Here is a 24,709-nt window from a genome sequence, read left to right on the forward strand (position 1 = left end):
TTTATTATTTGCACTAAAAGCCGTCCGTCCTGGTCAGAACCGCGCATGATACCCCTACCCCGATTGCCAGCCAACGGGCCGGACCGGTAAACTGCACGGTCAGAAGTGTCTTTATTGTCAAGGATTTGAAATGGCCCGTATTACCGTCCAGGACTGCCTCGAGGTAGTCGACAACCGCTTCGAGCTCGTGCTCATGGCGACCAAGCGCGCCCGTCAGCTGTCCAAGGGCGCCGAGCCGACGCTCGATCCGAACAACGACAAGCCCACCGTGCTCGCCCTGCGCGAGATCGCCGCGCGTCGCGTCAACGACGACATGATCGACGAAATCGACCGCGCCGCGCGTGAACGCGCCGAGCGTGAAGCCCTCGAGTGGGCCGCCACCGAAGTGGACGACGACCTCTCGAAGGGTGGAGATGACTGATGACGCCGGGTCGCTGTCGGCCCTGCATTCATCCGTATTCCGCGCACGTTGATGCGCGGCCGCTGAAGCCGCGCGCGGGAGGCGTCGCCCTCTGAGGCGATCGATCCTTCCATGGAAGTCATCCCTGCGAAAAAGCTGACCGACGTGGTCGATGACGGACCGGTGCCTCCGTATGTGCAGGCGCTGGAAGAGCGCGTGGGCGCGTATCTGCCGCACGATCAGGTGATGCGCATCCGCCGCGCGTTCCTCGTCGGCGCGGCGGCGCACGAAGGCCAGACGCGCAAGTCCGGCGAGCCGTACATCACGCATCCGGTCGCGGTGGCGCAGGTGCTCGCGGACCTCGGCCTCGACGCCGAGACGATCATCGCGGCGATCCTGCACGACACCCTCGAGGACACCCGCCTCGAACGGCCGGAACTCGCCGGCGAGTTCGGCGAGACGGTGGCCGAGCTGGTCGACGGCGTCACCAAGCTCGACAAGATGCGCTTTTCCAGTCGCGCCGAGGCCGACGCCGAGAGCTTCCGCAAGATGCTCCTGGCGATGGCGCGCGATCTGCGCGTCATCCTGATCAAGCTCTCCGACCGCCTGCACAACATGCGCACGCTCGGCGCGAAGGATTCCGACTCGCGCCGCCGCATCGCGCGCGAAACGCTCGAGATCTACGCGCCGATCGCGCAGCGCCTCGGCATGAACAAGTTCAAGGCCGAGCTGCAGGACCTCGGCTTCAAGGCGCTGTATCCGGACCGCCACCGCATCATCGGCGAGCGCATCCGCGCCGCGCTCGGCAATCGCCGCGAAGCGATGGCCAAGATCGAGATGGCGCTCGAGGGCCGCCTCGCCGCGGAGAAGATCCCCGGCCGCGCCGTCAGCCGCATCAAGTCGGCCTGGAGCATCTATTCGAAGATGCGCAGCGAGCACAAGTCGTTCGCGCAGCTGATGGACGTCTACGGCTTCCGGGTCATCACCGATTCCGCCATGCACTGCTACATGGCGCTCGGCGCCGTGCACGGCCTGTACAAGCCGGTCGACGGCCGCTTCAAGGATTTCATCGCCATTCCCAAGGGCAATGGCTACCAGTCGTTGCACACCGTGCTGCTCGGGCCGTTCGGCGCGCCGATCGAGATCCAGATCCGTACCTCGGAGATGGAATCCGTCGCGGAGCGCGGCGTCGCGGCGCACTGGGCGTACAAGAGCGATTCGGGCCCCGCGAACAGCGCGCAGGCGCGCGCCCGCGAATGGCTCTCCGCGCTGGCCGACAGCCAGGCCAACACGCCCTCGGCGTCGGAGTTCCTCGAGGCGGTGAAGATCGACCTCTTCCCGGACGAGGTCTATCTGTTCACGCCGCGCGGCGACATCTTCTCGCTGCCGCGCAACGCCACGGCGCTCGACTTCGCCTACGCCGTGCACACCGACGTCGGCGACCACGCGGTCGCCGCGCGCGTCGACAAGAAACTCGTGCCGCTGCGCACGCGCCTCGTCTCCGGGCAGCAGGTGGAGATCATCACCGCGCCGTCGGCCGTGCCGAACCCGGCATGGCTCGAGGCCGTGGTCACCGGCAAGGCGCGCACCGCGATTCGCCAGTACCTCAAGCACCTCCAGCACGAGGACGCCGTCGATTTCGGTCATCGCATGCTCGATCGCGCGCTCGACGCGCGTGGCACGAGCCTCGACTCGATCCCCGCCGGCGTGCTCGACCGTTTCCTCGACGAGGCCAAGCTCAAGCGGCTCGAAGAATTGCTCTCGGAGATCGCGCTGGGCAACCGCTTCGCCGATCAGGTCGCGACGCAGCTGATGGGGCTGCTCGGTCCCCGCGAGGACGAACCCCACGCGCATGCCGAGCACGCGGCGGAGAAGATCCGCATCAGCGGTGCGGAGCGTGGCGTCCTCAGCTTCGGCAACTGCTGCCACCCGCTGCCGGGCGACGAGATCGTCGGTTTCCTCTCGTCGGGCAAGGGCATCGTGGTCCACCGCGTGGAGTGCCCGAACGTCGCCGAGTTCCGCAAGACGCCGGAGCGCATCGTCGCCATCGAATGGGATCGCGACGTGTCGGGCGACTACCGCGCCGAACTGCGCATCGAGGTGCTCAACCGTCCGGGCGTGCTCGCCACGGTCGCGGCGGCGATCGCCGACGCCGGCTCGAACATCGAGAACGTCGAGTACATCGAGCGCGACAGCACGGCCGCGACGCTGCTCTTCGCCATCGAGGTGAAGGACCGCAAGCACCTCGCGGACGTCATGCGCCGCGTGCGCCGCACGGGTGTCGTCAGCGGCGTGTATCGCCACCCCCTCTGACGATAGACTGTCCCGATACCCCATCGAGGACGTCACATGACCCGCAGCATCATCGCCACCGACAAGGCGCCTTCGGCCATCGGCCCGTACTCGCAGGCCGTGCGCGCCGGCAACACCGTGTACTTCTCGGGCCAGATTCCGCTCGATCCGGCGACGGGCAACCTCGTCGAAGGCGACATCACGGCGCAGACCCGCCGTGTCTTCGACAACCTGACCGCCGTCGCCGAAGCGGCCGGCGGCAAGCTGTCCGACATCGTGCGCGTGGGCATCTACGTCACCGACCTCGGCGACTTCGCCGCGGTGAACGCCGTGATGGCCGAGTACTTCCAGCAGCCGTACCCGGCGCGGTCGACGATCGAAGTCTCCGCCCTGCCGAAGGGCGCGAACGTCGAAGTCGACGCGATCCTCGTCCTGCCCTGAGTCCGCCAGCGATCGCCGTGCCCCGCAGCCTGGCCCCGACCACCGCCGCGCCACCCGCGGACGCGGCCCATGCGCCCCTGACGACGCTCGGGGGCGTCGGTCCCGCGCTCGCCGAAACGCTCGGCAGGCTGGGCCTGCGCACCGTGCAGGATCTCTGGTTCCACCTGCCGTTGCGTTACGAGGATCGCACCCGCGTGGTGCCGATCGGCGACCTGCGCCCGGGCGACCGCGCGCAGGTCGAAGGTACCGTGGACTTCGTGGAGCGCGGCTTCCGCTTCCGCCCGCAGCTGAAGGTGATCGTCGGCGACGAATCGGGCAGGGCGCTCCTGCTGCGGTTCTTCCACTTCCGCAAGTCGCAGGTCGACCAGTTGCCCAAGGGCGCGCGCCTGCTCTGCTTCGGCGAAGTGCGCCAGGGCCCGCAGGGTCTGGAGATGGTGCATCCGCAATACCAGCGGATCGAACCGGACGATCCCGTGGTGGTCGACGAGCGGCTCACGCCGGTCTATCCGACGACGGAAGGGCTCGGGCCGCGACGCCTCGCGGGCGTCGTGTCGCGCGCACTGACCCATCTGCCCGCCGACGATCGGCTGGAACTCATTCCCGACGACGCGGGCCTGCCGCCGGGCATGACGTCGCTGCGCGATGCCCTGCTCTACGTGCATCGTCCGCCGCCGGAAGTCGACCTGCGCCAGCTCGGCGAAGGCGCGCATCCCGCGCAGAAACGCCTCGCGTTCGAAGAACTCCTGACGCAGCACCTCACGCTGCGACGCATGCGCGCCGCGGTGAAGAAGCGCAAGGCGCCCGCGCTGAAGAGCGCCGGTGCCTTGCGCAATCGCCTGCTCGCCGGGCTCCCGTTCGCGCTCACGGCGGCGCAGTCTCGCGTGTCGCAGGAGGTCGCACGCGATCTCGTGCGCGCGCACCCGATGCTCCGTCTCGTGCAGGGCGACGTCGGCAGCGGAAAGACCGTCGTGGCCGCGCTCGCCGCGGTGGCGGCGGTGGAGGCCGGCTATCAGGTGGCGCTGATGGCGCCGACCGAGCTGCTGGCCGAGCAGCACCTGCGCAATTTTCGCGCATGGCTGGAACCGCTGGGTCTCAAGGTCGAATGGCTGGCCGGCAAGGTGCAGGGCAGGGCGCGCAAGACGGCGCTCGGGCATGCCGCCGATGGCAGCGCGCACGTCGTCGTCGGTACGCACGCCCTGATGCAGGAGGGCGTGGCGTTCGCGAAGCTCGGCCTCGTGATCGTGGACGAGCAGCACCGCTTCGGCGTGCACCAGCGCCTCGCGCTGCGCGACAAGGGCGCCGAGGGCGAACTCATCCCGCACCAGCTCGTGCTCACCGCGACGCCGATTCCGCGCACGCTGGCCATGAGCGCCTACGCCGACCTCGACGTCTCGTCCATCGACGAGCTGCCGCCGGGTCGCACGCCGGTGCAGACCTCCGCGATCTCCAGCGAGCGCCGCTACGACGTGATGGAGCGCATCCATGCCGCGTGCATGCAGGGTCGGCAGGTCTACTGGGTGTGCACGCTGATCGAGGAATCCGAACAGCTCGTCGCGCAGGCGGCCGAAGTCGCGCATGCGGAGCTGACCACCGCGTTGCCCGACCTCGCGGTCGGCCTGATCCACGGCCGCATGAAGCCGAAGGAAAAGCAGGCCGTGATGGACGCCTTCAAGGCCGGCGAACTCTCGGTGCTCGTCGCCACGACGGTGATCGAGGTGGGCGTCGACGTACCGAACGCGAGCCTCATGGTGATCGAGAACAGCGAGCGCCTTGGCCTCGCGCAGCTGCACCAGCTGCGTGGTCGCGTGGGACGCGGGTCGGTCGCCTCGAACTGCGTGCTGCTCTACCAGACGCCGCTGTCGCGCCTGGCGAAGGAGCGCCTGCAGGTGATGCGCGAGACGAACGACGGGTTCCGCATCGCGGAGAAGGATCTGGAACTGCGCGGCCCGGGCGAAGTGCTCGGCACGCGCCAGACGGGCCAGCTGCAGTTCCGCATCGCCGACCTCGCGCGCGACGCGCACCTGATGCCCGACGTGCAGCGCGTGGCCGAGGCCATGATGAAACACCATCCGGATCGTTGCGAACGCCTCATCGCGCGCTGGGTCGGCGACGCCGCCCGCTACGTCGACGCCTGATCGGCGATCCCGCGGCAGCGACATTGGTGGGAGCCGATCGTATCGGCGATCCCGCGGCAGCGGGCCGAGAGCGGTTGACGCCGTACGCTTCAGCCAAGCCCCAGATGCCGCCGCACTTCCGCCGCGATCGTCTCGGTCTCGCGCAATGCCGGCTGCCGATCGGGCGTCGCCGCATCGATGGCATGCAGCAGCCCCGCCGCGCGAAGTTCGGCATGGAAGCGCTCCAGCTTCGGCGGCAACGGCGAGGACACCACCGTATGCACCGGACGACCCGTGGCGCAGGCCTCCGACAGCATGTTCACCGAATCCGGCGTCACGACGAGCCGGTCCGCCCAGCCAAGGATGCCGGGATAAGGATTGGGTCCGTCGGCCGTCCCGGTCCACACCAGCCCAGGGACACCCGCGAAGGCTTCCCGAAGGCGCGGCAGGAAGGCGGCCGGCGTCCGCCGCGACGCGACGGCGAGCACCGACCCTCCCTCCGAGACATGTCGCGCGCGCACCGCGGCGAGAAACGCGTCGAAGGCACGCGGATCCGCGGGGGCGCCGTGCCGGTCGCCACCGATCAGCACGCCGAGGCGCGGCCGCGGCAGCTCCCCGAACGACGGGAACCCCGCGCGTCCGTCTTCGAGCCATGCGTCATCGATGGGATGCAGCGACCCGAGCGGCGAGAGCACGTTGTCGCCATGCAGGCCGTCGTGCCGCGGCGCCACGACCAGATCCCAGTGCGCGGTATCGATGCGCGGATCGAGGATCTGCACCGCGAGGGTCGCGCCGGCCGACCAGCGGTGGATCAGCCGCGTCGCCCAGGCGGCCTGCCGGCCGCATCCGATGGCGAGCCGCGGCCAGGGCGGAAGCAGGGCGTCCTCGCCGCGCGCCAGCGCCATTCGCGGCCCCGGCAAGAGGCGCGGCGCCAGCCAGGACCATGGCGCGCGCAGATCGATGGCGATTTCGCGGAACGACGGGGTGAGCGCCTCGGCGAGGGCGAGGGCCTGCCGCCGATTGCCGGCCGCGCCATCCGTCAGGACCCAGCAGGCGTCGCGTGGCAGGCCGTTCATGGCCGCGCCGTGCGGTGGATTGTTGTCGATTTCGGCACAGTTCGTTCCCTGGCTGACCGTTCATTCGCGCGTCGTGGCGCTTACACTCTCACGGTGCCGGCGATCCGGCGTACCGCCACTGTACAAGGATACCCATGAGCTCTCCGCTGAACGATGCCGCGCTCGACCAGATCTTTCGTAACGCGCGCACCTACAACGCCTGGCAGGACAAGGAGGTGCCCGAGGCGCTGCTCCACCAGCTCTACGACCTGGTGAAGATGGGCCCGACCTCCGCCAACTCCTCGCCGATGCGTCTGGTGTTCATCCGCTCGAAGGACGCGAAGGAGCGCCTGCGCCCGTTCCTCTCGGAGGGCAACCTCGCCAAGACGATGGCCGCGCCGGTCACCGCGATCGTCGCGACGGATTTCGCCTTCTACGACAAGCTGCCCGAGCTGTTCCCGCATGCCGACGCCCGCAGCTGGTTCGTGGGCAACGAGGCGCTGGTCCAGGCCACGGCGTTCCGCAACAGCTCGCTGCAGGGCGCCTATCTGATCCTGGCCGCCCGCGCGCTGGGCCTCGATTGCGGTCCGATGTCCGGTTACGACCAGGCGGGCCTCGACGCCGAGTTCTTCGCCGGCACCCCGGTGAAATCGAACTTCCTGGTCAACATCGGTTACGGCGACGCGGAAAACGGCCTGTTCCCGCGCAACCCGCGCCTGGCGTTCGACGACGCCGCCCAGATCCTCTGATACCTTTCGGGCGGCGACCCGATGCTGCCGCCTTTACATGGCCGTACTTAAACTTCACTGCAGGAGTCACACCATGCGCGTCCTTCGTTATGTCGCCCTCGCGGGCCTGCTCGCCACCGCCGGCACCGCCGTCGCCGCCCCGGTCACGTACAAGCTCGACCCGGGCCATACGATGGTCCTGTTCAGCTGGAACCACTTCGGCTTCTCCAACCCGTCGGCCAACTTCGGCGACGTCGACGGCACGCTCGTCTACGACGAGGCCGACCCGTCCAAGGCCACCGTCGAAGCCACGCTGCCGCTGTCGGGTCTCGACAGCTTCGTGCCGAAGCTCGACGAGCACCTGAAGTCGGCCGATTTCCTCGATGCCGCCAAGTACCCGAACGTCACCTTCAAGAGCACCAAGGTCGTCCCGGCCGGCAAGGGCAAGCTGAAGGTCACGGGCGATCTCACCGTGCACGGCGTGACCAAGCCGGTCACCCTCGACGTCACGCTGAACAAGTCCGGTCCGCACCCGATGATGAAGGTGCAGACGGTCGGCTTCGACGCCACCGCCACGATCAAGCGCTCGGACTTCGGCGTCGGTCAGTACGTGCCGAACGTGTCGGACGAGATCAAGATCCGCATCACCACCGAAGCGCACGACGCCTCGGCGAAGAAGTAAGCCCATCCTTCAACGGATGAAGACGAACCCGCGCCAGCGATGGCGCGGGTTTTCTTTTGCTTGACACGATGGGCTCGCCTGTCTAATCAATGCCTGCATGAGTTCGCGACACCCCACGAATCCGCCACGCATCGCCCTCGTCGAGGACGACCTCGCGTTGCGCGACGGTATCCTCATGCCCGGGCTGCGCGGGTACGGATTCGACTGCGTGGCACTGGGCAGCGCGGCGGAGCTGGATGCCGCGATGGACGGCGGCGCGTTCGACATCGTGATCCTCGATGTCGGGCTGCCGGATACGAATGGCTTCGACCTCGCGCAGCGGCTGCGTCGCGCGTCGCGCGTGGGCATCGTGATGCTCACGGGCCGTAACGGTAGCGCCGACCGCATTCGCGGCCTGAACGACGGTGCCGACGCCTATCTCGCCAAGCCCGTCGATCTGGGCGAACTCGCAGCGACGCTGCACAGCCTGTTGCGTCGCCTGCGCCCCGAGCCGTCGCCGGGCGGCGGCTGGCGCCTCGACGCGAATGGCTGGTGCCTGGTTTCGCCGGGCGACCGGCGTGTCGCGCTGAACGAGGCCGAGCGCAAGGTGCTCGCCCTGCTGATGGCGACGCCGGGCGCGGTGGTGAGCCGCGACGACATGGCGGCGGCGCTGACCGGCGACATCTACGACTTCGACCCGCATCGTCTCGAGGTGATGGTCCATCGCCTGCGTGCCAAGATCGCCGACCGCAGCGGCGAAGCCTTGCCGCTGCGCGCGGTGCGCGGCAGCGGCTACGTCATGCTGGCCTGAGCGTTCGCCGCCATGCGCCGTACGCGGTCGACGAGGGCCGTCGGCGCGAACGGCTTCGGCAGGCAGCTCACGTGCCTGCCGGCATCGTGCAGACGCCTGGCCTCCGCTTCCGCGCTGGCGGAGATCAGCACGATGGGCAGGTCGACCGCGTCGAGCCACGCCAGCCGGCCATGCTCCGTTCCGGGCAGGTGGCAGTCGCTGACGATCACCTGCAGCGAGTCGCCCGCGTCGCGTAGCAGGCGCAGCGCGTCCGTGGCGTTGTCGGTGGCGATCGCGACGCAGCCTGCGTCGTCCAGGGCGTGGAGCAGCAGCTCGCGCAGGTCTTCGTCGTCTTCGACGAGCAACACGCGCACCGCCGCGCACGCGGGTTCCGGGACCTCCGGTGCGGCCACGGCCGGTAGCCACAGCAGGAAGCGCGTGCCCTCGCCGGGCTCGCTCTCCACCTCGATCCAGCCGCCGCCCGCACGCATCGTGTCGCGCACCACCGCGAGGCCGAGTCCCGTGCCCGAGCCCGCGGGCTTGGTGGTGAAGTACGGCTCGAAGATGCGCCTGCGCACCGCCTCCGTCATGCCCTCGCCCTCGTCGCGCAGTTCGATGGCGACACCGTCCACGCCCGCGTGGCGGACGGCGCGCAGGCCGACATCGAGACGTCCGCCCGACGGCATCGCGTCGCGCGCGTTGGCGGCGATGTTCAGCAGCGACAGCTCCAGCTGGCCGCGATCCATGCGCACATGGCGAGGCGTGTCGAGCGCGTCGTCGATGCGGACGCGACTGCCGTCGACGAACAGCTGGCGCAGCATCGGGGCGATGTCGCGAAGCGCGTCCGCGACATCGAACACCTCCATCCGGATCGACTCGCGGCGGCTGAAATTCAGCAGCTTGCGCGTCACGGCGGAGCCGCGCCGCGCGGCGGCGGCCATGCCTTGCACCGCCTCGCGCAGATGCGCCGTCTCCGCGCTGTCCTGCACCTGCTCGGCGTAGCCCTCGATCACCGCCAGCACGTTGTTGAAGTCGTGCGCCACGCCGCCGGCGAGGCGCCCCACGCTTTCCATCTTCTGCGCGTGCAGCAGGTTTTCCTGCGCGCGTTCGCGAGCCGTCATCTCGTCGCGCAGCGTCGCGTTGCTCGACGCCAGCGCGCGCGTCAGGCGGCGCGACTCGTCCAGCGCCCCGCGCAGGGCCGCGACGCAGCGGTCGACCACGAGCGTGATCGCGAAGTAGCTGATCGCCAGCGACGGCAGGTTGGCCGCGCCGATCCACGGCCGTGGATACGCGCGCCCCGAGAGGGTCATGACGTCGACGAGACCGCCGAGGCAGAACATGGCCATCAGCAGCGCGTAGATCGTCCACAGCTCGCGTCGCCCGAGCACGAGGCCGCCCAGCACGATCGTGAGCACGGGATAGGTCTGGTCGAGCAGCTGGCGCGTGAGGCCGATCGACGCGTACATGGTCGTCAGCGACAGCAGCATCGCGCCGACGAACACGAAGGTCGCGCGTCGCAGGACGCCGCGACGGATCAGCCACAACGCGAAGGCGGCCGCGCTCCACACCAGCACGTCGACGCCGACGTCCACGATCACGTCGCGGCGCATCGGCGTGCGCACCACCGCGAGGTGATAAGCCCAGTTGCCCGGAACGGTCACGAGGATGAACGCCATCAGGACCTGCAGCACCGGGGCGTGGCGACGCTCGATCGGGTCGGTGACGGGCACGTCGCGCAGCCAGCGCACGATGCCGCGGAGATTGTCCCGCAAGGCGGAATTCGAAGGTCGGAGAGGATCGGTGAGCATCGGTAAGCGTCGGTGCGTGTGACGGGAGGATGACAACCCTAGGATGGCCCGATGCCGGCGCAACGCCGGTCGATCAGGACATTCCGGCGCCTGCACGTGGAAGGACTCCCGGGGGAAAGCGGCAGGCGCCTCATTCGTTTTCCGTGGGGAGTGGAAACGTGGGACATCCATATGTGACGTTCGGGCGCCTTGGAATTGCAATGGCGGTGGCGGCGGCCTTGCCCGTGATGGCGATGGCCGACGAGGTGAAGACGACGCCGGCGGTCGCCGCGCGTGCGCAGGCGGCCGCGGCCGATGGCTACGTGGCGGTCGACGGGGCGGGCGACGGCAGCGACGACGCCTATGTCGAGCCCGGCACCCAGGGTGTCGCCGTCGGCGCCGCGAGCGGGGCGATGGGCGTCGCGAGCGCGGCCTTCGGCTATGCGAGCCAGTCGTTCGCCGATTACGCCGTGGCGCTCGGCTCCTACAGTCTTTCCACCGGCATCGGCGCCGCGGCCGTGGGCAGTCTCGCGACCGCGACGGGCGATAGCGGCGTGGCCGTCGGCTACGGCAGCCTCGCCACCGCGACCGGCGCCATCGCCGTCGGCGGCGCGGCCGCCATTCCCGACCCGACGGGCAGCTTCCTCATCGATGCGAGCACGAGCGCGCGCGGTTACGCCGCGATGGCGCTGGGCGCGGGTGCCACCGCGGAATCCAACTTCGGCCTCGCGGTCGGCACCGGTGCCTACGCGTACGGCGACCAGGCGGTGGCGGTCGGCCTGCAGGCGCAGTCGCTCGGGCCGGCGACGATCGCCATCGGCAACTACGCGAGCGCGGACGGACTCGTGGCCATGGCGCTGGGCAATCGCGCGAAGGCCCTGGGCGAGGGCACCGTCTCGATCGGCGCCAGCGCGGACGCGCTGGCCGAGGGCGCGACCGCCATCGGTGCCAACGCCTATGCCTCCAGCCAGTACGGGTACGACACGGCGGTCGGCAACAACGCGTACGCGTCGGGTTCGTCGTCGACGGCCATCGGCTTCTCGGCGCTGGCGCTGCACACGGGCGCGATCGCCATCGGTCCGTCCACCGCGCTCAGCGACTATGCGATGACGATCGGCATCGAATCGCAGGCGGACGGCCGGTCGAGCATGGCGTTCGGCTTCGGAGCGCGCACCGGCGGACAGCGGCCCGAGCCGCCCTCGGACGGCGGCGGCGACGAGCCGTGCTGGATCTGTCGCGCCGCCAGCCCCTATGAAACCGCCGACTACGCCATCGCGTTCGGCGATCACGCGCAGGCGTTCGGCAACGGCATCGCCTTCGGCGCGCGCAGTCTCGCGCTCGGGGCCAACAGCGTCGCGCTCGGTGCCGGATCGCGTTCGGATCGCGACGACTCGGTCTCGGTCGGCACGTCCGAAGCGTGGACCGACAATCAGGGCGAGGTGCACGAGGCGCATACGCGGCAGATCACCAACGTGCGCGCCGGCACCGACGACTTCGACGCGGTGAACGTCGGGCAGATGAACACCGCGCTGCAGAGCGTGACGGGCGGCGCGGAACTCAACGGGCTCGCGATCGCGGCGGCCTTCGGTGGCGGGGCGTCGTACGCCGGTGGCGTCATGACGGCGCCGGCGTATCTCATCCAGGGCAACCCGTATTCGGACGTCGGCCACGCGCTGTCCGCGCTGGACGTCTCGTTGACGGGCGCGCTGCGGGACATCCAGGACCTGCAGGCGCAGGTGGGTGATGGCGGCCCCGGACAGGGCGGCCCGGGTCATGGCGGGCCGGGGCACGGCGGGCCCGGGCACGGCAACGGCCTGTCGCTGGGCGAAGGCAGCGTCGCGAAGGACAGCCGCGACACGGCGATCGGCACCGGCGCGACGGTCAGCGCGGACGGCAGCACGGCGGTGGGCAGCAACGCGACGATCGACGCCGCGGCCACCAACGCGGTGGCCGTGGGTGCCGACACGCACGTCACCGCGGCGTCGGGCACGGCACTGGGGCAGGGCGCGTCGAGCACCGCGGCGAACAGCGTCGCGCTCGGCGCGGACTCGGTCGCCGACCAGGCCAACACGGTCTCGGTCGGCAACGCGGGCCAGCAGCGTCGCATCACCCAGGTGGCGGCCGGCACGGCCGCGACGGACGCGGCCAACGTGGGACAGGTCGACCAGGCGCTGCAGTCGGCGAAAAGCTATGCCGACACGGGCGACCGCAGCACGCTCGAGACCGCGAAGCGTTACACCGATCAACGCTTCACGCAGATGGACGACCGCTTCCACGCCGTGGATCGCCGCCTCGATCGCATCGGCGCGATGAGCACCGCGAGCACGCAGATGGCGATCAACGCGGGCGGCGTCACCTCGCGCGCGGGGCGCATCGCGGTCGGCGCCGGCGTGCAGAGCGGGCAGAAGGCGCTCGCGGTCGGCTACGCCACGCAACTGGGCGAGCGCACGCGCATGAGCATCGGCGGCGCCTTCAGCGGTTCCGAGAACTCCGCCGGCGTCGGCTTCGGAGTCGACCTGTGACGTCACGCCCACCACGATCCCCGAGGAAACCTTCCATGAAAACGACGCGCTCCCGTTCCTTCGGCGTGCTGGCGCTCGCGCTTCTCGCCGGCCTGCCCGGCCTCGCGCTGGCCGCCACGACGGATGCCAAGGTCGCCCTGGGTGGCATCCGTGCCGATGGCCATGTCGACCGCTTCATCGTGCGCTACCGCGACGGCAGCGCGGAACGTCGCGATACGTCGATCGCCGGCCAGTCGTTCGCGGCGGCCCTCTCGCGCAGCGCCGGCAGCCGCGCGCGGGCATCGGCGCCGCTCACCGCGCGGGCCCTGCAGCGCCTCGCCGTCGGCGGCACCGTGTTTCGCGTGTCGCGCAAGCTGGGCGCGAGCGAGGCGACGGCGCTGATGAAGGCGATCGCGGCCGATCCCGCCGTCGTCCACGTGGAGCCGGACGTCCTGCTGCACGCCGTCCGCGACGTGCGCGCCACCGACGCGGCATCGCCGCCGGACGATCCGAACTACACGGTCGCCCAGTGGAATTTCTTCGATCCCACGGGCGGCGCGAACCTGCCGGGCGTCTGGAGCGCGTTCCCCGGCGTCGACGGCAGCGGCGTGACGGTGGCCGTGATCGACACGGGTGTCACGGCGCATGAGGACCTCGATACGTCGCTCGCCGACGCAGGCTACGACTTCATCGTGGATCCCTTCGTGTCCGGACGGGCCACCGAAGGCCGGGTGCCGGGCGGCTGGGACATCGGCGACTGGACGACGGACGAACCGTGGCTGAGCGAATGCACCAGCGACGACCATCCCGCGGAGTTCAGCAGCTGGCACGGCACCAACGTGGCCGGCATCGTGTCCGAGCTCACCAACAACGGCATCGGCATGGCCGGCGCCGCACCGGGCGCGAAGGTGCTTCCCATCCGCGCGCTCGGCCATTGCGGTGGCTACACCTCCGACATCGCCGACGCCATCGTCTGGGCGGCCGGCGGCCATGTCGACGGCGTGCCCGACAACACGCATCCGGCCAGCGTCATCAACCTGAGCCTCGGCGGCAGCGGTCCCTGCGAATACGACGGCGTCACGTCGGCCGCGGTGGCCGATGCGCTCGCTCGCGGTGCGACCGTGGTGGTCGCCGCCGGCAACGCCGCGGACGATGCCGGCAACTACACGCCGGCGAGTTGCCCCGGCGTGGTCAGCGTCGGTGCCACGGGCATCACGGGACGTCGCGCGTTCTATTCCAACTTCGGTTCGACGGTGACGTTGTCGGCGCCGGGCGGCGGCATCTATCCGAACGACGGGTTCGGCGGCTCGCCCTCCGTGCCCAACGGCTTCATCTGGGCGGCGTACAACTACGGCACGACCACGCCGGTCTCGGTGGCCGACGGCGGTTCCGTCTACGCCGGCATGGCGGGCACGTCGCAGGCCACGCCGCACGTCAGCGCGACCGTCGCCCTGATGCTCGACGCCACGCGTCTGGCCGGCCTGCCGGCGCCGTCGCCGGCGGCGATCCGGACGATGCTGGCCTCCAGCGCGCGGCCGTTCCCGCTGACCATCGACCGGCCGATGGGATCGGGCATCCTCGATGCGCAAGGCGCCGTCGCCGCGGCGCTCGGCGTGACGCTGCCGCCGCAGGTGGTCGCGCTCGCGCAGGGACGTCTCTCGCCGCCACAGCAAAGGGCCGCCGGCAGCAGCGCGCTGCTCTCCATCGAGGTGCCCGCCGGCGCCCGCAACCTCGTCATCCGCAGCGTGGGCGGCACGGGCGACGCGTCCCTGTTCGTGAAGGCCGGTGCGCTCCCGGCGGAAGACGGCAGCGACGCCGGCTACCGCTCGGCGCGCCCCGGCAACACCGAAAGCGTCGTGGTCCCGGCGCCGGCGGCGGGCACCTGGTACATCCGTCTCGCGGCGGTGAAGGACTTCGCGAACGTGAACGTCGTGGCGACGTTCGTGCTGCCCTGATCCCGGCGATTCCGCCAGGGAACCTGGGTGTGGGAAGCCCGCTCGCGGGCGAACGGGTGCTCGCCGCATGCCCCGTTCGCCCGCAAGCGGGCTTCCCACATCCTTTGCGGCGCGTCGCCGGGTGGGGCGTTCCTGCTAACATCGCCCCTTGTCCCCGTTCCAACGCATCGCCGGAGTTTTCCCATGCGCCCCAATCCCGCGGCCGCGCCGCTGATCCCGGCGAACGCCGAAAATCGTTACGAAGTGACGCGTGCCGACCTTCCGCTGTCGTGCCCGATGCCCGGCATGTACCTGTGGAACTCGCATCCGAAGGTGTACCTGCCGATCGTCGACGACGGCGGCACGTCCAAGTGCATGTATTGCGGCGCGACGTACGTCCTGAAAGACTGATCGACCCGCGCGGGCATGCTTCGTGCATCGCCTGCGCGTCTCCCACCCCATCCGGACCGCCCATGGCCACCGTCTCTCCCTCCCGGACGATGACCGTCGTACAGCTCATACCCGCCCTTCATTCCGGTGGCGCCGAGCGCTCGACCCTGGAAATCGCCAGGGCCCTGGTCCGGGCCGGCCATCGCTCGGTCGTCGTGTCCGCCGGCGGACGCATGGTGGCGCAGCTGGAGGCCGAGGGTAGCCAGCACATCACGCTGCCCATCGGACGCAAGTCGCTCGCCACGCTGTTCACCGTCGGCAAGCTGCGCCGCATCCTCCGCGACATCCAGCCCGACATCGTGCACGCGCGTTCGCGCGTGCCCGCCTGGATCGGCTGGTGGGCCATGCGCGGCGTGAAGCCGCGGCCGCATTTCGTCACCACGGTGCACGGCCTGAACAGCCCCGGTCGCTACAGCGCGATCCTGCTGCGCGGCGAGCGCGTGATCGTGGTTTCGCAGACCCTGCGCGACTACGTGCTGCGTCATTACCCGGACGACATCGAGGCGTCGCGCATCGCCGTCGTGCCGCGCGGCATCGACACGGACGCCTTCCCGTACGGCTACCGTCCGGACGATACCTGGCAGCGCGCGTTCTTCGAGCAGTATCCGCAGCTGGCGGGAGCGCCGCTGCTGACCTTGCCCGGCCGCGGCACGCGCCTGAAGGGCCATGCGGACGCGATCGAGCTGGTGTCGGATCTGGCGCAGCGCGCCATCGACGTGCGCCTGCTCCTGCTCGGCGCCGACGAGCCGGGCCGCGAAGCGTACGTGGCCGAGCTGCGCTCGCTCATCCATAACCGCGGGCTGGACGACAAGGTGGTGATCTCGCCCCCGCGTTCGGACGTCCGCGACATCTACGCGATGTCCGACCTGATCCTGCAGCTGTCGGTCCGTCCCGAATCGTTCGGCCGCACGGTGGTCGAGGCCCTCGCGCTGTGCCGTCCCGTGATGGGCTACGCGCATGGCGGTGTCGGCGAGCTGCTGGCGGAGCTCTATCCGGCGGGCCGCGTGCCGCCGGGCGATCGCGAGAAGCTCGTGGAGCGAGCCGCCGAACTGCTGCGCTTCGCGCCGTCGATCCCGCCGCCGCGCAGCTATCGTCTCGCCGACATGCAGTCGGCCACGCTCGCGATCTACGACGAGGTGGTGGCCGGCGTGGCCGCGGCGTGAGCGGCACCGGTTTCGGCGCTTCGATCCGCGCGGGGCTCGCGTCGCCGCTGCTCCCGGTCTGGCTGGTTCCCGCGTTGCTGCCCTTCGGTCGCAGCGCGGAGCTTGGCGTGTTCCTCGCGCTCGTCGGCGCGATCCTCCTCGTCGTCCGCGAACCCGAGGCGGTCCGTCATCATCCGGGCGCCCGGCTGTTTCTCGCGCTCTTCGCGGCGTACGCGCTGGCGGCGCTGGTCTCGGCGATCGACGCCGTCGCGCCGGGGAAGAGCTGGGGCACGGTGGCCGGGATCCTTCGTTTCGCGCCGCTGGGCGTCTACACCTGCTTCGCCATGCGCCGGCCCGGCAAGGTCCGCGCGCTGTACAGGGCGACGGCCGTCGTGGTCGCCGTCTGGGTCGCGGACGCATGGGTCCAGGCGCTGACCGGCTACGGCCTCGCGGGCGCCTCGCACCCCGAGCGCCTCTCCGGCATCTTCGGCGACACCAATCTCAAGCTCGGCCCGGCCCTTTCGGCGCTGGCGCCTTTCCTGCTGTGGGCCGCGCGCGAACGCTGGGGTCGCCGCGGCCTCGTGCTGGCGTTCCTGCTGGCGCTCGGGCCCGTGCTGCTTTCCGGCTCGCGCGCTTCGTGGCTCTGCTACGGCATCGTGGCGCTGGCGTTCCTGTGGAGCGAGGCCGGCACGTTCCGGCGTTTCGCCGTCGCCTGCCTCGGTGCCGGGGCGGTGGTCGCGCTCGTGGCGGCGCTGGCCTGGCAGGTCTCGCCGCGTTTCCGCGACCGGGTGGCGCACACGGTGCCGGCGCTGTCGGGCACGTCGGCCGGCATCGACGCCGCGCTGACCGGTCGGCTCGACATCTGGACGACCAGCCTCCGGCTCTATGCAGCGCACCCGGTGAACGGCGTGGGCGTGCGCGGATTCCGCGTCGCGTATCCGGCGTACGCCGCACCGGGCGATCATTTCCTCACGATCGAGAAATGCGGGGACGGCGAGGGCGCCTGCCACGCGCACCAGGTGCTGCTCGAGGTCGCGACGGAGACCGGCACGCTCGGACTCGTCGCGTGGCTCGTCGCGGCGATCGTCGCCGCGCGGGCGTGGTGGCGCGCAGGCGCGGAAGCGCGTCGCCGCGCGTTCCCGCCGACGGTGGCGCTGGTCGCGATCCTGTTCCCCCTGAACACGCACATGGCGTTCTACTCGGCGTGGTGGGGTCTGCTCGCCGCGTGGCTGGTGTCCGTGTGGTGCGCGGCGCTGTTCGCCGACCTTCCGGACGAGGCGCCCGTTCGTGCGCGCTGAGCCGCTGTCGGTCGTCGTCACGACGTTCGACAACGCCGACACGATCGGCGCGTGCCTGGCCTCCGTCGCCTTCGCCGACGACATCGTCGTGCTCGATTCCGGGTCCGCCGACGCCACGCGCGAGATCGCCTGGCGTCACGGGGCCCGCGTGGCGGTGCAGCCGTTCGCCGGCTACAGCGCGCAGAAGCAGGCGGCGATCGACCTCGCGGTCCATCGCTGGGTGTTGCTGCTGGATTCGGATGAATCGCTGCCGGCCGATGCCGGGCCACGGCTGCGCGCCGCGCTCGCGGCGCCGCGCGCCGCCGGTTTCGTGCTGCTCCGGCGAGAGTGGGTGTTCTGGCGCTGGCAGGCCGATCGGGCGCGGATGAACCATTACGTCCGCCTGTTCGATCGCACGCGCGCACGCATGAGCGGCCACGAGGTGCACGAGAGCGTCGTCGTGGACGGTCCCGTCGAGCGCCTCGACGTGGTGATCGATCACTACGGCGAGCGTGATATCGAGGGGCGCGTCGACAAGGCCAACCGCTACTCGTCGTTGCAGGTGCGCGACCGCGACGCGCGCAAGCCACGCTTGCTGCGCACGCGCATGGTGTTCTACCCGGCGGTGGCCTTCGCGCGGTATTACTTCTGGCGCGGCCACTGGCGCGCGGGATGGGCCGGTTTCGTCGCCGCCCGCGTGCACGCGTTCTACGCGTTCCTGAAATACGCGAAGCTGTACGAGTCGCAGCGCTCAGGCGGCGAGGGCGAGCGCCGGCCGCCGGACGCCGAACGCGGCGACGATTAACTCGCACGCTTCGTGCCGCAGCGCCTCGCGCCGGCGGAACTCGCTGCGCCGCTTGCTTTCGACATCCATCGCGCTACGCACCGGGTCGCGCGGCGGGAGCACGAAGAATCCATCGTCGCCAGGCACGCCGTCGGATTCGATCCAGAACGCGTCGTAATCCGCCTTGACCTTGTCGGGAATGCCGGCGAACACGTGCTTGCCGTTGCCGATGCCGATCACGCGCTCGACGTCGAACGCATCGGCCAGCGCGCGGATCATCGACAGCAGCAGGTTCTTCGGGCGCAACCCATGGCACTGCCGCGTCAGGTCGCGTACCACGTCACGCCCCGCGTTGTTCGCCGCACCCTGGAGGCAACCGATCGCGATCGTGCGGCCGCCATCGATGAAGGAGATCGTGGCGTAGGAAATCTGCAGGCCGTTCTCGTCGGTGAGCGACAGGCTGAGCTCGCCCTCGCGGCTGCGCCGCATCGGTGCCTTCACGATGAGTGAGAGCCTGCCGCCGTCGCGCAGCGTGAGCTCGCCGGCGACGACCTTGCGTTCGCGATAGAGCATGTGGAAGAACGGGCGTGGGAAACGCGCGAGCGCGAACTCGTAGTGGTCGCGCACGGCGCGCAGGCGACGCTCGCGCGTGAACGCCTTGCTCAGGTAGCGATGCTGGTAGCGCTCGGGAAGCACCGTGTCGATCGCGGCGATGCCGAGCATCGGCGTGGACTCGAGAAACGCCAGCCAGTCGTCGTGCTCGCGCCAGCGCGACACGCTGCGTCCGACATACGTCAGTACCGCCCCGACGGCATGCGACCGCGTGCTGTGCCACCCGGTACGACCGCGCAGGGAACGCACGAAACGAAAGATCGATTGCATGGCGGAACGGTCCATCCGGTGACGATGGCCATCGTTCTACGCTGTCGTTTTTTCGCGTGGCTTTCGAAAGGTCGGGGCTGTTGGGCGGGTGTTGTGTGTCCGGAAAGATGGGTGAAAGGCCGCGGAAAGCCGCGGCGCCTCATGCGGTGTTGTGGGAAGCGCGCTCGCGCGCGAACGGTCGGAGCGCGCCCTCGAGTCACAGCCACACCGTATGCCAGTAAGGGTATTCCATCACAGACGGGGCGATACCTGCACGAACGGGATTCGCAACGATGTAGCGCGCCGCGGCGTGAAGATTCTGATCGCTCCTCAGGCACCGATCGTGAAAGCCTTCCTGCCACATTCCGCTCCGATGCAGTTCACGTGCGACAGCGGCCTTGAATCGCCCCATGACCCTGCCAAGTGGTTCATCGCCGAGTTCGATCAGCCCGTGCCAGTGGTCGGGCATGACGATCCATGCGAGGCAGGTCGAGGTATGCCAGGTGTCCTGGCGGTGGCAGATGCGCGAGGCCACGCGAGCGCATGCGTGGTCGGCGAAATACGGTATGCGCCTTAGCGTGGCCGTCGTCACCAGGTAAGTCCGCCCCCTTTCAGATCGCCGACCTGAGCGAAGCGTGTGACTGTGGTATCTGCCATGCATGCTTCGAGCATGATGGATCGTCGCTCTGTCTTCGATCAGCGACCCGACATGAGGGGAGTCGGCCGCGTCGCCGTTCGCGCGCGAGCGCGCTTCCCACAGAAAGTCCCCTCCTCGGGCTGTCGAGGTTGTCTCAGTAAACCTTCGCCGCGCCCGGAGGGCGCGTCTTGAAGCGCTTGTGTACCCAGAGGTATTGCTCGGGTGCTTCGCGGACCATCTGCTCGATCTCTCCGTTCACGCGCGCGGTGTCCAGCGCGGCGTCCTTGCTCGGGAAGTCGGTCATCGGCGCGCCGAGGCGCATCGCGTAGCCGGCGTCGCCGGGGAGGCGGCGATGGTAGAAGGGGATGACCACCGCGCCGGAGAGGCGGGCGAGGTGGTGCGTGGCCGTGATCGTGGCCGCGGGCACGCCGAAGAAGGGCACGAACACGTTGTCCTTGCTGCGCATGTCCTGGTCGGGCGCGTACCAGAGCGTGCCGCCGGACTTGAGGTACTTCACCGTCCCGCGGATGTCGTCCTTCTCGAACATCGCGGCCGCGTAATGCAGTCGCGAGCGCAGCACCGCGAATTCGAAGACGTCGGAATCCATGCGCCGGTACATGCCCGAGATGCGGATGCGCTGCGACACCAGGCGCGCGCACAGCTCCAGATGCGAGAAGTGGCCGCCGACCAGCAGCACGCCCCGGCCTTCCGCCCGCGCGGCCTCGAGGTGCTCCAGCCCCTCGACGGTCACCGGCACGTTGGCGATCGCGCGGTCGGAACCCATCCACCCCAGCGCGAACTCGGCGAGCATCATGCCGACGTCGCAGAGGTTCGCCCGGACCAGCGCCTTCTGCGCCGCGGGATCGAGCTCCGGGAAGCACAGCGCGATGTTGATCGCGGCGACCCGCCGGCGTTCGGGGTTCAGGTGGAGCGCCAGCCGGCCGGCAAGGCGTCCCAGCCGCATCAGCAGCCGGAAGGGCAGGCGCGCGATCAGCCAGATGACGGCCACGCCGAGCCACGCCGGCCAGTGGCGGGGCGTCAGGAGGGCGCGGGTCAGGTGGGGGCGGGGCATACCGGGCATGGCCGGTCATTGTAGCGAATGGGGGCGGCTATACTGCGCGGTCACGGGCAAACCCAGGATCCGCGTGCTGCTGCGCCTGCTCTACAACCTCGCGATGTACCTGTTCACGCCGTTGGTGATGCTGCGACTGATGGCGCGCGGCATGCGCTACGGCGACTATCACGTGCGCTGGCGCGAGCGCTTCGGCCGGTTCCGCGAGCCGCGGCTCAACGGTTGCCTCTGGGTCCACGCCGTCTCCGTGGGCGAGGTCAACGCCGCGGAGCCGCTGGTGAAGGCCTTGATGGAGGCCTATCCGCAGGCCCCGATGCTGGTGACCACGGTGACGCCCACGGGCTCGGAGCGCGTGCGCCAGCTCTTCGGCGACACCGTCCACAGCGTCTATCTGCCGTACGACCTGCCGTTCGCGGTCCGGCGCTTCCTGCGCAGCACGCGCCCGCGGCTGGCCGTGATCGTCGAGACGGAGATCTGGCCGAACCTCTACTTCGCCTGCCGCCGCCACGGCATCCCGCTGCTCATCGCCAACGCGCGGCTGTCCGAGCGCTCCTTGCGCGGCTACGCGCGCATGAGTTCGCTGGTGAAGCGCGCGCTGCGCTGCGTGAGCCACATCGCCGCGCAGTCGCGCACGGACGCGGCGCGCTACCGCCTGCTCGGCGCGGAGCCCAGCCAGCTCACCGTCGCCGGCAACCTGAAGTTCGACATGCCGGTACCGAGCGCGGCCCTGGAGGCCGGCACCGCGATGCGCGAATCCTGGGGCAACGGCCGCCCGGTCTGGATCGCGGCGAGCACGCACGAGGGCGAGGAGATGTGCGTGCTCGAGGCGCACCTCGAGGTGATGCGCCGCCTGCCGGACGCCTTGCTGTTGATCGCGCCGCGGCATCCGGAGCGCTTCAGGGCCGTGGAGGCGTCGGTGCGCAGCCTCGGATTCCACGTCGCGACGCGCAGCGGCGACAAGCTGCCGGGACACGGCACGCAGTGTTTCGTCATCGATTCGATGGGCGAGCTGTTGCGCTTCTTCGCGGCGGCGGACGTGGCCTTCGTCGGCGGCAGCCTCGTCGCGATCGGTGGCCACAACGTGCTGGAACCGGCCGCGTTCGGCAAGCCGGTGCTCGTGGGTCCTTACACGTACAACTTCGAAGAGATCACGCAGCTGCTGCTCGACGAGAAGGGCGGCCAGCGCGTCGCCGACGGCAGCGAGCTCGGCGCCGAGGTGCTGTCGCTGCTACGCGACCCCGCGCGGCGTGCCGCCATGGGCGCGGCGGCGCGTCAGGTGTTCGAGAGCGAGCGCGGCTCGGTAGGCAAGGTCATGGAGCTGGTGGACCGCCTGCTGCAGGAATGACGCCGTCCGCGAGGTTGGCACGTTCTCCAACGAAGAAGCCCCGGGTCTCCCCGGGGCTTCTTCGTTGCGACCGTTCGCCGCGGATTACTGCAGCAGCGCGTTGATCGCTTCGAGGTCCTTCACGTCCACCGTTCCGGCCGTCTGCTTCAGCAGCAGCTTGTCGAGGATGAACTGGTGGCGGGCCTGCGAGTAGTCGCTGAGCGCCTGGGTGAGGTTCTGCTGGGCGATCAGGACGTCGACGATCGTGCGCGTGCCGACCTCGAAGCCGGCCTGCGTGGCGTCGCGCGCGCTCTCGGAGGACTCCACGGCCGCCTTGGTCGCTTCCACCTTGCTGATGCCCGCCACGACCGAACGGTAGTAGTTGAGCGTGTCGCGCACGACCTGGCGGCGGGTGGCCTCCAGCGAATCCTGCGCGGCGTCGCGCTGGTAGATCGACTGGCGGACACGCGACTGCGTGGCGCCGCCGGAGAAGATCGGCACGTTCAGCGTGACGCCGACGGTCGTCTGGCCACGGCCGTTACCGTTCAGGCGGTTGATCGCCGACGAGGCGCCGTTGCCGCCGTTCTCGTACCACTGGGTCGACTTGCCGTAGCTCGCCGTGGCGTCGATCGTCGGCAGATGGCCGGCCCGCGCGGAGGAAATGCTGTGCTCGCTCGACTCGACGTTGTACTGCGAGGCGATGATCTGCGGGTTGCTCTTGACCGCTTCGGCGACCCACGCCTTCGGATCGTTGGGCGAGGGCGCGTCCATCGGCAGCTGCTCGCGCAGCTTCTTCAGGTTGTCCGCCGGCTTGCCGGTGATCTGCGTGAGCGCTTCGCGCGAGTCGGCCAGCGTGTTCTCGGCCGTGATGACGGCGGCCACGGCGGTGTCGTGCTGGGCCTTGGCGTCCTGCACGTCGGTGATCGCGGAGAGACCGACGTCGAAGCGCTGCTGCGCCTGTTCGAGCTGGCGGGCGAGCGCCTGCTCGTTGGCCTTCGCGAAGGTCAGCGCGTCGTCGTTGGTCAGCACCTGGAAATACGCGGTGGCGACGCGGGTAGCCAGCTGCTGCAGTGCCGCTTCGTACGTGGCGTCCTGCGCCTCGGACGACGACTTCGCCGCCTTCAGATCGGCGTACTTGCTGAAATCGAGCACGCTCTGGCTGATCGTCGCCTGCTGCGTGCGCGTGCGGACGTGGCCGAGATCCGGTCCGATGACGGTGTTGCCGTTGGCGTCCTGACCGGCGGAGCGATTCGGACCGTTGACGTCCGTCTGGCTCAGGCCGAGCTGCGCGTTGATCTGCGGCAGCAGCAGGGCACGGGCCTGTACCACCGTTTCACCGGTGGCGAGGCGGGTGGAATCCGCCTGCGACAGCGTCGGATCGTTGGCCCGCGCCTGCCGGTAGGCGTCCAGCAGGTCTTCCGCATGGCTGGCAAAGGGCATCGCAGCCAATGCCAACGCGACGGTGAGCAGCTTCAAGCGCATGGTTTCGCCTCGTGTGTGATGGGGATCTGGTGGGTCAGAGCACGAAGCGCTTCACCGGCGCGGCATGCGCCAGGTAGGGAAGGTCCGTTTCGAGCAGCGATTCCTCGCGGTAGCGGCCGTCACCCTCGTGGGTGAGCAGCACGGCCGTCTGCGCGGGGGAATCGCCGCGCACCACGAACATGCGCCCGCCGGGCTTCAGCCAGCGCACGAACTTCTCCGGAACCGCATGGACGGCGCCGGTCACCACGATGGCGTCGAAAACGGTCTTCGGGTCGTAACCGTTGACGGCCTCGGCCGTCGCCAGCGTGACGTTGGTGACGCCGGCGGCGGCGAGGCGCTGGCGCGCGGCCTCGACGAAGTCGGCATGCATGTCGATGCTGGTGACCTTGCCGGCGAGGTGGGCGAGGCAGGCGGTCAGGTAGCCGCTGCCCGTACCGATCTCGAGGACCTCGTCGGTCTTGTTGAGCGCCACGGCCTGCAGGGTCCGGCCCTCGATCACCGGCTTCATCATCACTTCGCCATGGCCGATGGGCAGCGTGAGGTCGGCGAACGCCACGTTGCGATGCTCGGGAGCCACGAAATCCTCGCGACGCACGGCCTTCAGGGTATCGAGCACATCGAAATCGAGGACTTCCGCGGGGCGGACCTGGTTCTCGACCATGTTCTGCCGGGCCTGCTCGAAATTCATCGCCATGGTTGGTATTCCGTACGAAAGCTGCAAAAAGATTTGGAAGGATAAGCGGTTAGGACCCGTTTTCCCAATGATGCAAGGCTGCTGCGCCGTCGCCGCCGGGCGAAGTGCCGGAAGTCACCGGACGGAACCGACACAAGTCATGGTTCCTGCCGCGCCGCCGGCCGCTGGCGCCTGAACGGTCGCTGCGTGGGCCCCTTGCCGTCCATGGGGAACCGCCGGAGCGCCCCCACCTTGCATTCTAAGGTAGAAGGACGGCGGGACTCTTGTTCTTACGGCCCTCGCG

The 24,709-nt window shown here is 69.7% G+C and carries 21 protein-coding genes; 14 read left to right on the forward strand and 7 right to left on the reverse strand.

Going from position 1 to position 24,709, the window contains the following annotated elements:
• Window positions 1–130 precede the first annotated feature (130 nt).
• The 4 genes from rpoZ (at window position 131) to recG (ending at window position 5,268) form a co-directional block, all read left to right on the forward strand.
• On the forward strand, window positions 131–421 hold the full coding sequence (rpoZ, locus tag J2X58_RS17055; protein ID WP_090057237.1) for a DNA-directed RNA polymerase subunit omega: 291 nt from the start codon (window positions 131–133) through the stop codon (window positions 419–421).
• A gap of 111 nt (window positions 422–532) precedes the next feature.
• Window positions 533–2,713: a bifunctional (p)ppGpp synthetase/guanosine-3',5'-bis(diphosphate) 3'-pyrophosphohydrolase gene (locus tag J2X58_RS17060; protein WP_090057234.1), complete on the forward strand. Its 2,181-nt coding sequence runs from the start codon at window positions 533–535 to the stop codon at window positions 2,711–2,713.
• A 36-nt stretch (window positions 2,714–2,749) separates the two neighbouring features.
• Entirely contained in the window at window positions 2,750–3,133 is a 384-nt protein-coding gene (locus J2X58_RS17065; RefSeq protein ID WP_090057232.1) for a RidA family protein, read from the forward strand.
• Between the two features lie 29 nt (window positions 3,134–3,162).
• On the forward strand, window positions 3,163–5,268 hold the full coding sequence (gene recG, locus J2X58_RS17070; protein WP_090057827.1) for an ATP-dependent DNA helicase RecG: 2,106 nt from the start codon (window positions 3,163–3,165) through the stop codon (window positions 5,266–5,268).
• A gap of 89 nt (window positions 5,269–5,357) precedes the next feature.
• Here recG and J2X58_RS17075 read toward each other — a convergent pair whose 3' ends face one another.
• The gene (locus J2X58_RS17075; RefSeq protein WP_310049746.1) at window positions 5,358–6,323 is read right to left on the reverse strand and encodes a mitochondrial fission ELM1 family protein; all 966 of its coding nucleotides are present in this window, start codon (window positions 6,321–6,323) and stop codon (window positions 5,358–5,360) included.
• Between the two features lie 134 nt (window positions 6,324–6,457).
• Between J2X58_RS17075 and J2X58_RS17080 the strand changes: the two genes are divergently transcribed.
• The 3 genes from J2X58_RS17080 (at window position 6,458) to J2X58_RS17090 (ending at window position 8,502) form a co-directional block, all read left to right on the forward strand.
• Window positions 6,458–7,051 (forward strand): malonic semialdehyde reductase, encoded by a 594-nt coding sequence (locus J2X58_RS17080; RefSeq protein ID WP_090057228.1) that lies wholly within the window; start codon window positions 6,458–6,460, stop codon window positions 7,049–7,051.
• Between the two features lie 73 nt (window positions 7,052–7,124).
• Entirely contained in the window at window positions 7,125–7,712 is a 588-nt protein-coding gene (locus J2X58_RS17085) for a YceI family protein (RefSeq protein WP_090057226.1), read from the forward strand.
• Between the two features lie 97 nt (window positions 7,713–7,809).
• Window positions 7,810–8,502: a response regulator transcription factor gene (locus tag J2X58_RS17090; RefSeq protein WP_310049751.1), complete on the forward strand. Its 693-nt coding sequence runs from the start codon at window positions 7,810–7,812 to the stop codon at window positions 8,500–8,502.
• Here the strand turns inward: J2X58_RS17090 and J2X58_RS17095 are convergent.
• Window positions 8,484–10,253 carry an ATP-binding protein gene (locus J2X58_RS17095; RefSeq protein WP_310049753.1) on the reverse strand — a complete coding sequence of 590 codons (1,770 nt, stop codon included), beginning with the start codon at window positions 10,251–10,253 and terminating at the stop codon, window positions 8,484–8,486. The genes J2X58_RS17090 and J2X58_RS17095 overlap by 19 nt on opposite strands.
• Window positions 10,254–10,489: 236 nt before the next feature.
• Here J2X58_RS17095 and J2X58_RS17100 point away from each other — a divergent pair, with 236 nt between their 5' ends.
• From J2X58_RS17100 to J2X58_RS17125, 6 genes are all read left to right on the forward strand, one after another.
• The gene (locus J2X58_RS17100; protein ID WP_310049755.1) at window positions 10,490–12,790 is read left to right on the forward strand and encodes a hypothetical protein; all 2,301 of its coding nucleotides are present in this window, start codon (window positions 10,490–10,492) and stop codon (window positions 12,788–12,790) included.
• 35 nt (window positions 12,791–12,825) lie between these two features.
• A complete protein-coding gene (locus tag J2X58_RS17105; RefSeq protein WP_310049758.1) occupies window positions 12,826–14,724 on the forward strand; it encodes a S8 family serine peptidase in 1,899 nt (632 codons plus the stop codon).
• A gap of 183 nt (window positions 14,725–14,907) precedes the next feature.
• A complete protein-coding gene (locus J2X58_RS17110) occupies window positions 14,908–15,114 on the forward strand; it encodes a zinc-finger domain-containing protein (RefSeq protein ID WP_090057215.1) in 207 nt (68 codons plus the stop codon).
• 62 nt (window positions 15,115–15,176) lie between these two features.
• The gene (locus J2X58_RS17115; RefSeq protein ID WP_310049761.1) at window positions 15,177–16,316 is read left to right on the forward strand and encodes a glycosyltransferase; all 1,140 of its coding nucleotides are present in this window, start codon (window positions 15,177–15,179) and stop codon (window positions 16,314–16,316) included.
• On the forward strand, window positions 16,313–17,593 hold the full coding sequence (locus J2X58_RS17120) for an O-antigen ligase family protein (protein ID WP_310049763.1): 1,281 nt from the start codon (window positions 16,313–16,315) through the stop codon (window positions 17,591–17,593). The genes J2X58_RS17115 and J2X58_RS17120 overlap by 4 nt, the downstream gene beginning before the upstream one ends.
• Complete coding sequence (locus J2X58_RS17125; RefSeq protein WP_310049765.1) at window positions 17,583–18,377, forward strand: glycosyltransferase family 2 protein; 795 nt, start codon at window positions 17,583–17,585, stop codon at window positions 18,375–18,377. The genes J2X58_RS17120 and J2X58_RS17125 overlap by 11 nt, the downstream gene beginning before the upstream one ends.
• Here J2X58_RS17125 and J2X58_RS17130 read toward each other — a convergent pair.
• The 3 genes from J2X58_RS17130 to lpxL form a co-directional block, all read right to left on the reverse strand.
• Entirely contained in the window at window positions 18,324–19,238 is a 915-nt protein-coding gene (locus J2X58_RS17130; protein WP_310049767.1) for a DUF535 family protein, read from the reverse strand. The two genes, J2X58_RS17125 and J2X58_RS17130, sit on opposite strands and share 54 nt — an antisense overlap.
• A 196-nt stretch (window positions 19,239–19,434) precedes the next feature.
• A complete protein-coding gene (locus J2X58_RS17135) occupies window positions 19,435–19,878 on the reverse strand; it encodes a transposase (protein WP_310049769.1) in 444 nt (147 codons plus the stop codon).
• A gap of 130 nt (window positions 19,879–20,008) precedes the next feature.
• The gene (gene lpxL, locus J2X58_RS17140) at window positions 20,009–20,935 is read right to left on the reverse strand and encodes an LpxL/LpxP family Kdo(2)-lipid IV(A) lauroyl/palmitoleoyl acyltransferase (protein ID WP_254779375.1); all 927 of its coding nucleotides are present in this window, start codon (window positions 20,933–20,935) and stop codon (window positions 20,009–20,011) included.
• A gap of 70 nt (window positions 20,936–21,005) precedes the next feature.
• Here lpxL and waaA point away from each other — a divergent pair, with 70 nt between their 5' ends.
• A complete protein-coding gene (gene waaA / locus J2X58_RS17145) occupies window positions 21,006–22,271 on the forward strand; it encodes a lipid IV(A) 3-deoxy-D-manno-octulosonic acid transferase (protein ID WP_310049819.1) in 1,266 nt (421 codons plus the stop codon).
• Window positions 22,272–22,355: 84 nt separating this feature from the next.
• Here the strand turns inward: waaA and J2X58_RS17150 are convergent, their stop codons facing one another.
• Both J2X58_RS17150 and J2X58_RS17155 read right to left on the reverse strand, forming a co-directional pair.
• Window positions 22,356–23,732 carry a TolC family outer membrane protein gene (locus J2X58_RS17150; RefSeq protein ID WP_090057203.1) on the reverse strand — a complete coding sequence of 459 codons (1,377 nt, stop codon included), beginning with the start codon at window positions 23,730–23,732 and terminating at the stop codon, window positions 22,356–22,358.
• Between the two features lie 34 nt (window positions 23,733–23,766).
• Window positions 23,767–24,426: a protein-L-isoaspartate O-methyltransferase gene (locus tag J2X58_RS17155; RefSeq protein WP_310049774.1), complete on the reverse strand. Its 660-nt coding sequence runs from the start codon at window positions 24,424–24,426 to the stop codon at window positions 23,767–23,769.
• Window positions 24,427–24,709 lie beyond the last annotated feature (283 nt).

This window comes from Luteibacter sp. 3190, from assembly GCF_031456385.1.
Classification (GTDB): domain Bacteria; phylum Pseudomonadota; class Gammaproteobacteria; order Xanthomonadales; family Rhodanobacteraceae; genus Luteibacter.

Coding starts and splice junctions, on each gene's coding strand:
- J2X58_RS17130 (WP_310049767.1), bottom strand. CDS start 19,238: ATGCAATCGATCTTTCGTTTCGTGCGTTCCCTGCGCGGTCGTACCGGG.
- J2X58_RS17090 (WP_310049751.1), top strand. CDS start 7,810: ATGAGTTCGCGACACCCCACGAATCCGCCACGCATCGCCCTCGTCGAG.
- J2X58_RS17105 (WP_310049758.1), top strand. CDS start 12,826: ATGAAAACGACGCGCTCCCGTTCCTTCGGCGTGCTGGCGCTCGCGCTT.
- J2X58_RS17085 (WP_090057226.1), top strand. CDS start 7,125: ATGCGCGTCCTTCGTTATGTCGCCCTCGCGGGCCTGCTCGCCACCGCC.
- J2X58_RS17155 (WP_310049774.1), bottom strand. CDS start 24,426: ATGGCGATGAATTTCGAGCAGGCCCGGCAGAACATGGTCGAGAACCAG.
- J2X58_RS17110 (WP_090057215.1), top strand. CDS start 14,908: ATGCGCCCCAATCCCGCGGCCGCGCCGCTGATCCCGGCGAACGCCGAA.
- lpxL (WP_254779375.1), bottom strand. CDS start 20,935: ATGCCCGGTATGCCCCGCCCCCACCTGACCCGCGCCCTCCTGACGCCC.
- J2X58_RS17065 (WP_090057232.1), top strand. CDS start 2,750: ATGACCCGCAGCATCATCGCCACCGACAAGGCGCCTTCGGCCATCGGC.
- rpoZ (WP_090057237.1), top strand. CDS start 131: ATGGCCCGTATTACCGTCCAGGACTGCCTCGAGGTAGTCGACAACCGC.
- J2X58_RS17060 (WP_090057234.1), top strand. CDS start 533: ATGGAAGTCATCCCTGCGAAAAAGCTGACCGACGTGGTCGATGACGGA.
- J2X58_RS17150 (WP_090057203.1), bottom strand. CDS start 23,732: ATGCGCTTGAAGCTGCTCACCGTCGCGTTGGCATTGGCTGCGATGCCC.
- J2X58_RS17075 (WP_310049746.1), bottom strand. CDS start 6,323: ATGAACGGCCTGCCACGCGACGCCTGCTGGGTCCTGACGGATGGCGCG.
- J2X58_RS17135 (WP_310049769.1), bottom strand. CDS start 19,878: ATGCATGGCAGATACCACAGTCACACGCTTCGCTCAGGTCGGCGATCT.
- J2X58_RS17115 (WP_310049761.1), top strand. CDS start 15,177: ATGGCCACCGTCTCTCCCTCCCGGACGATGACCGTCGTACAGCTCATA.
- J2X58_RS17080 (WP_090057228.1), top strand. CDS start 6,458: ATGAGCTCTCCGCTGAACGATGCCGCGCTCGACCAGATCTTTCGTAAC.
- J2X58_RS17100 (WP_310049755.1), top strand. CDS start 10,490: ATGGCGGTGGCGGCGGCCTTGCCCGTGATGGCGATGGCCGACGAGGTG.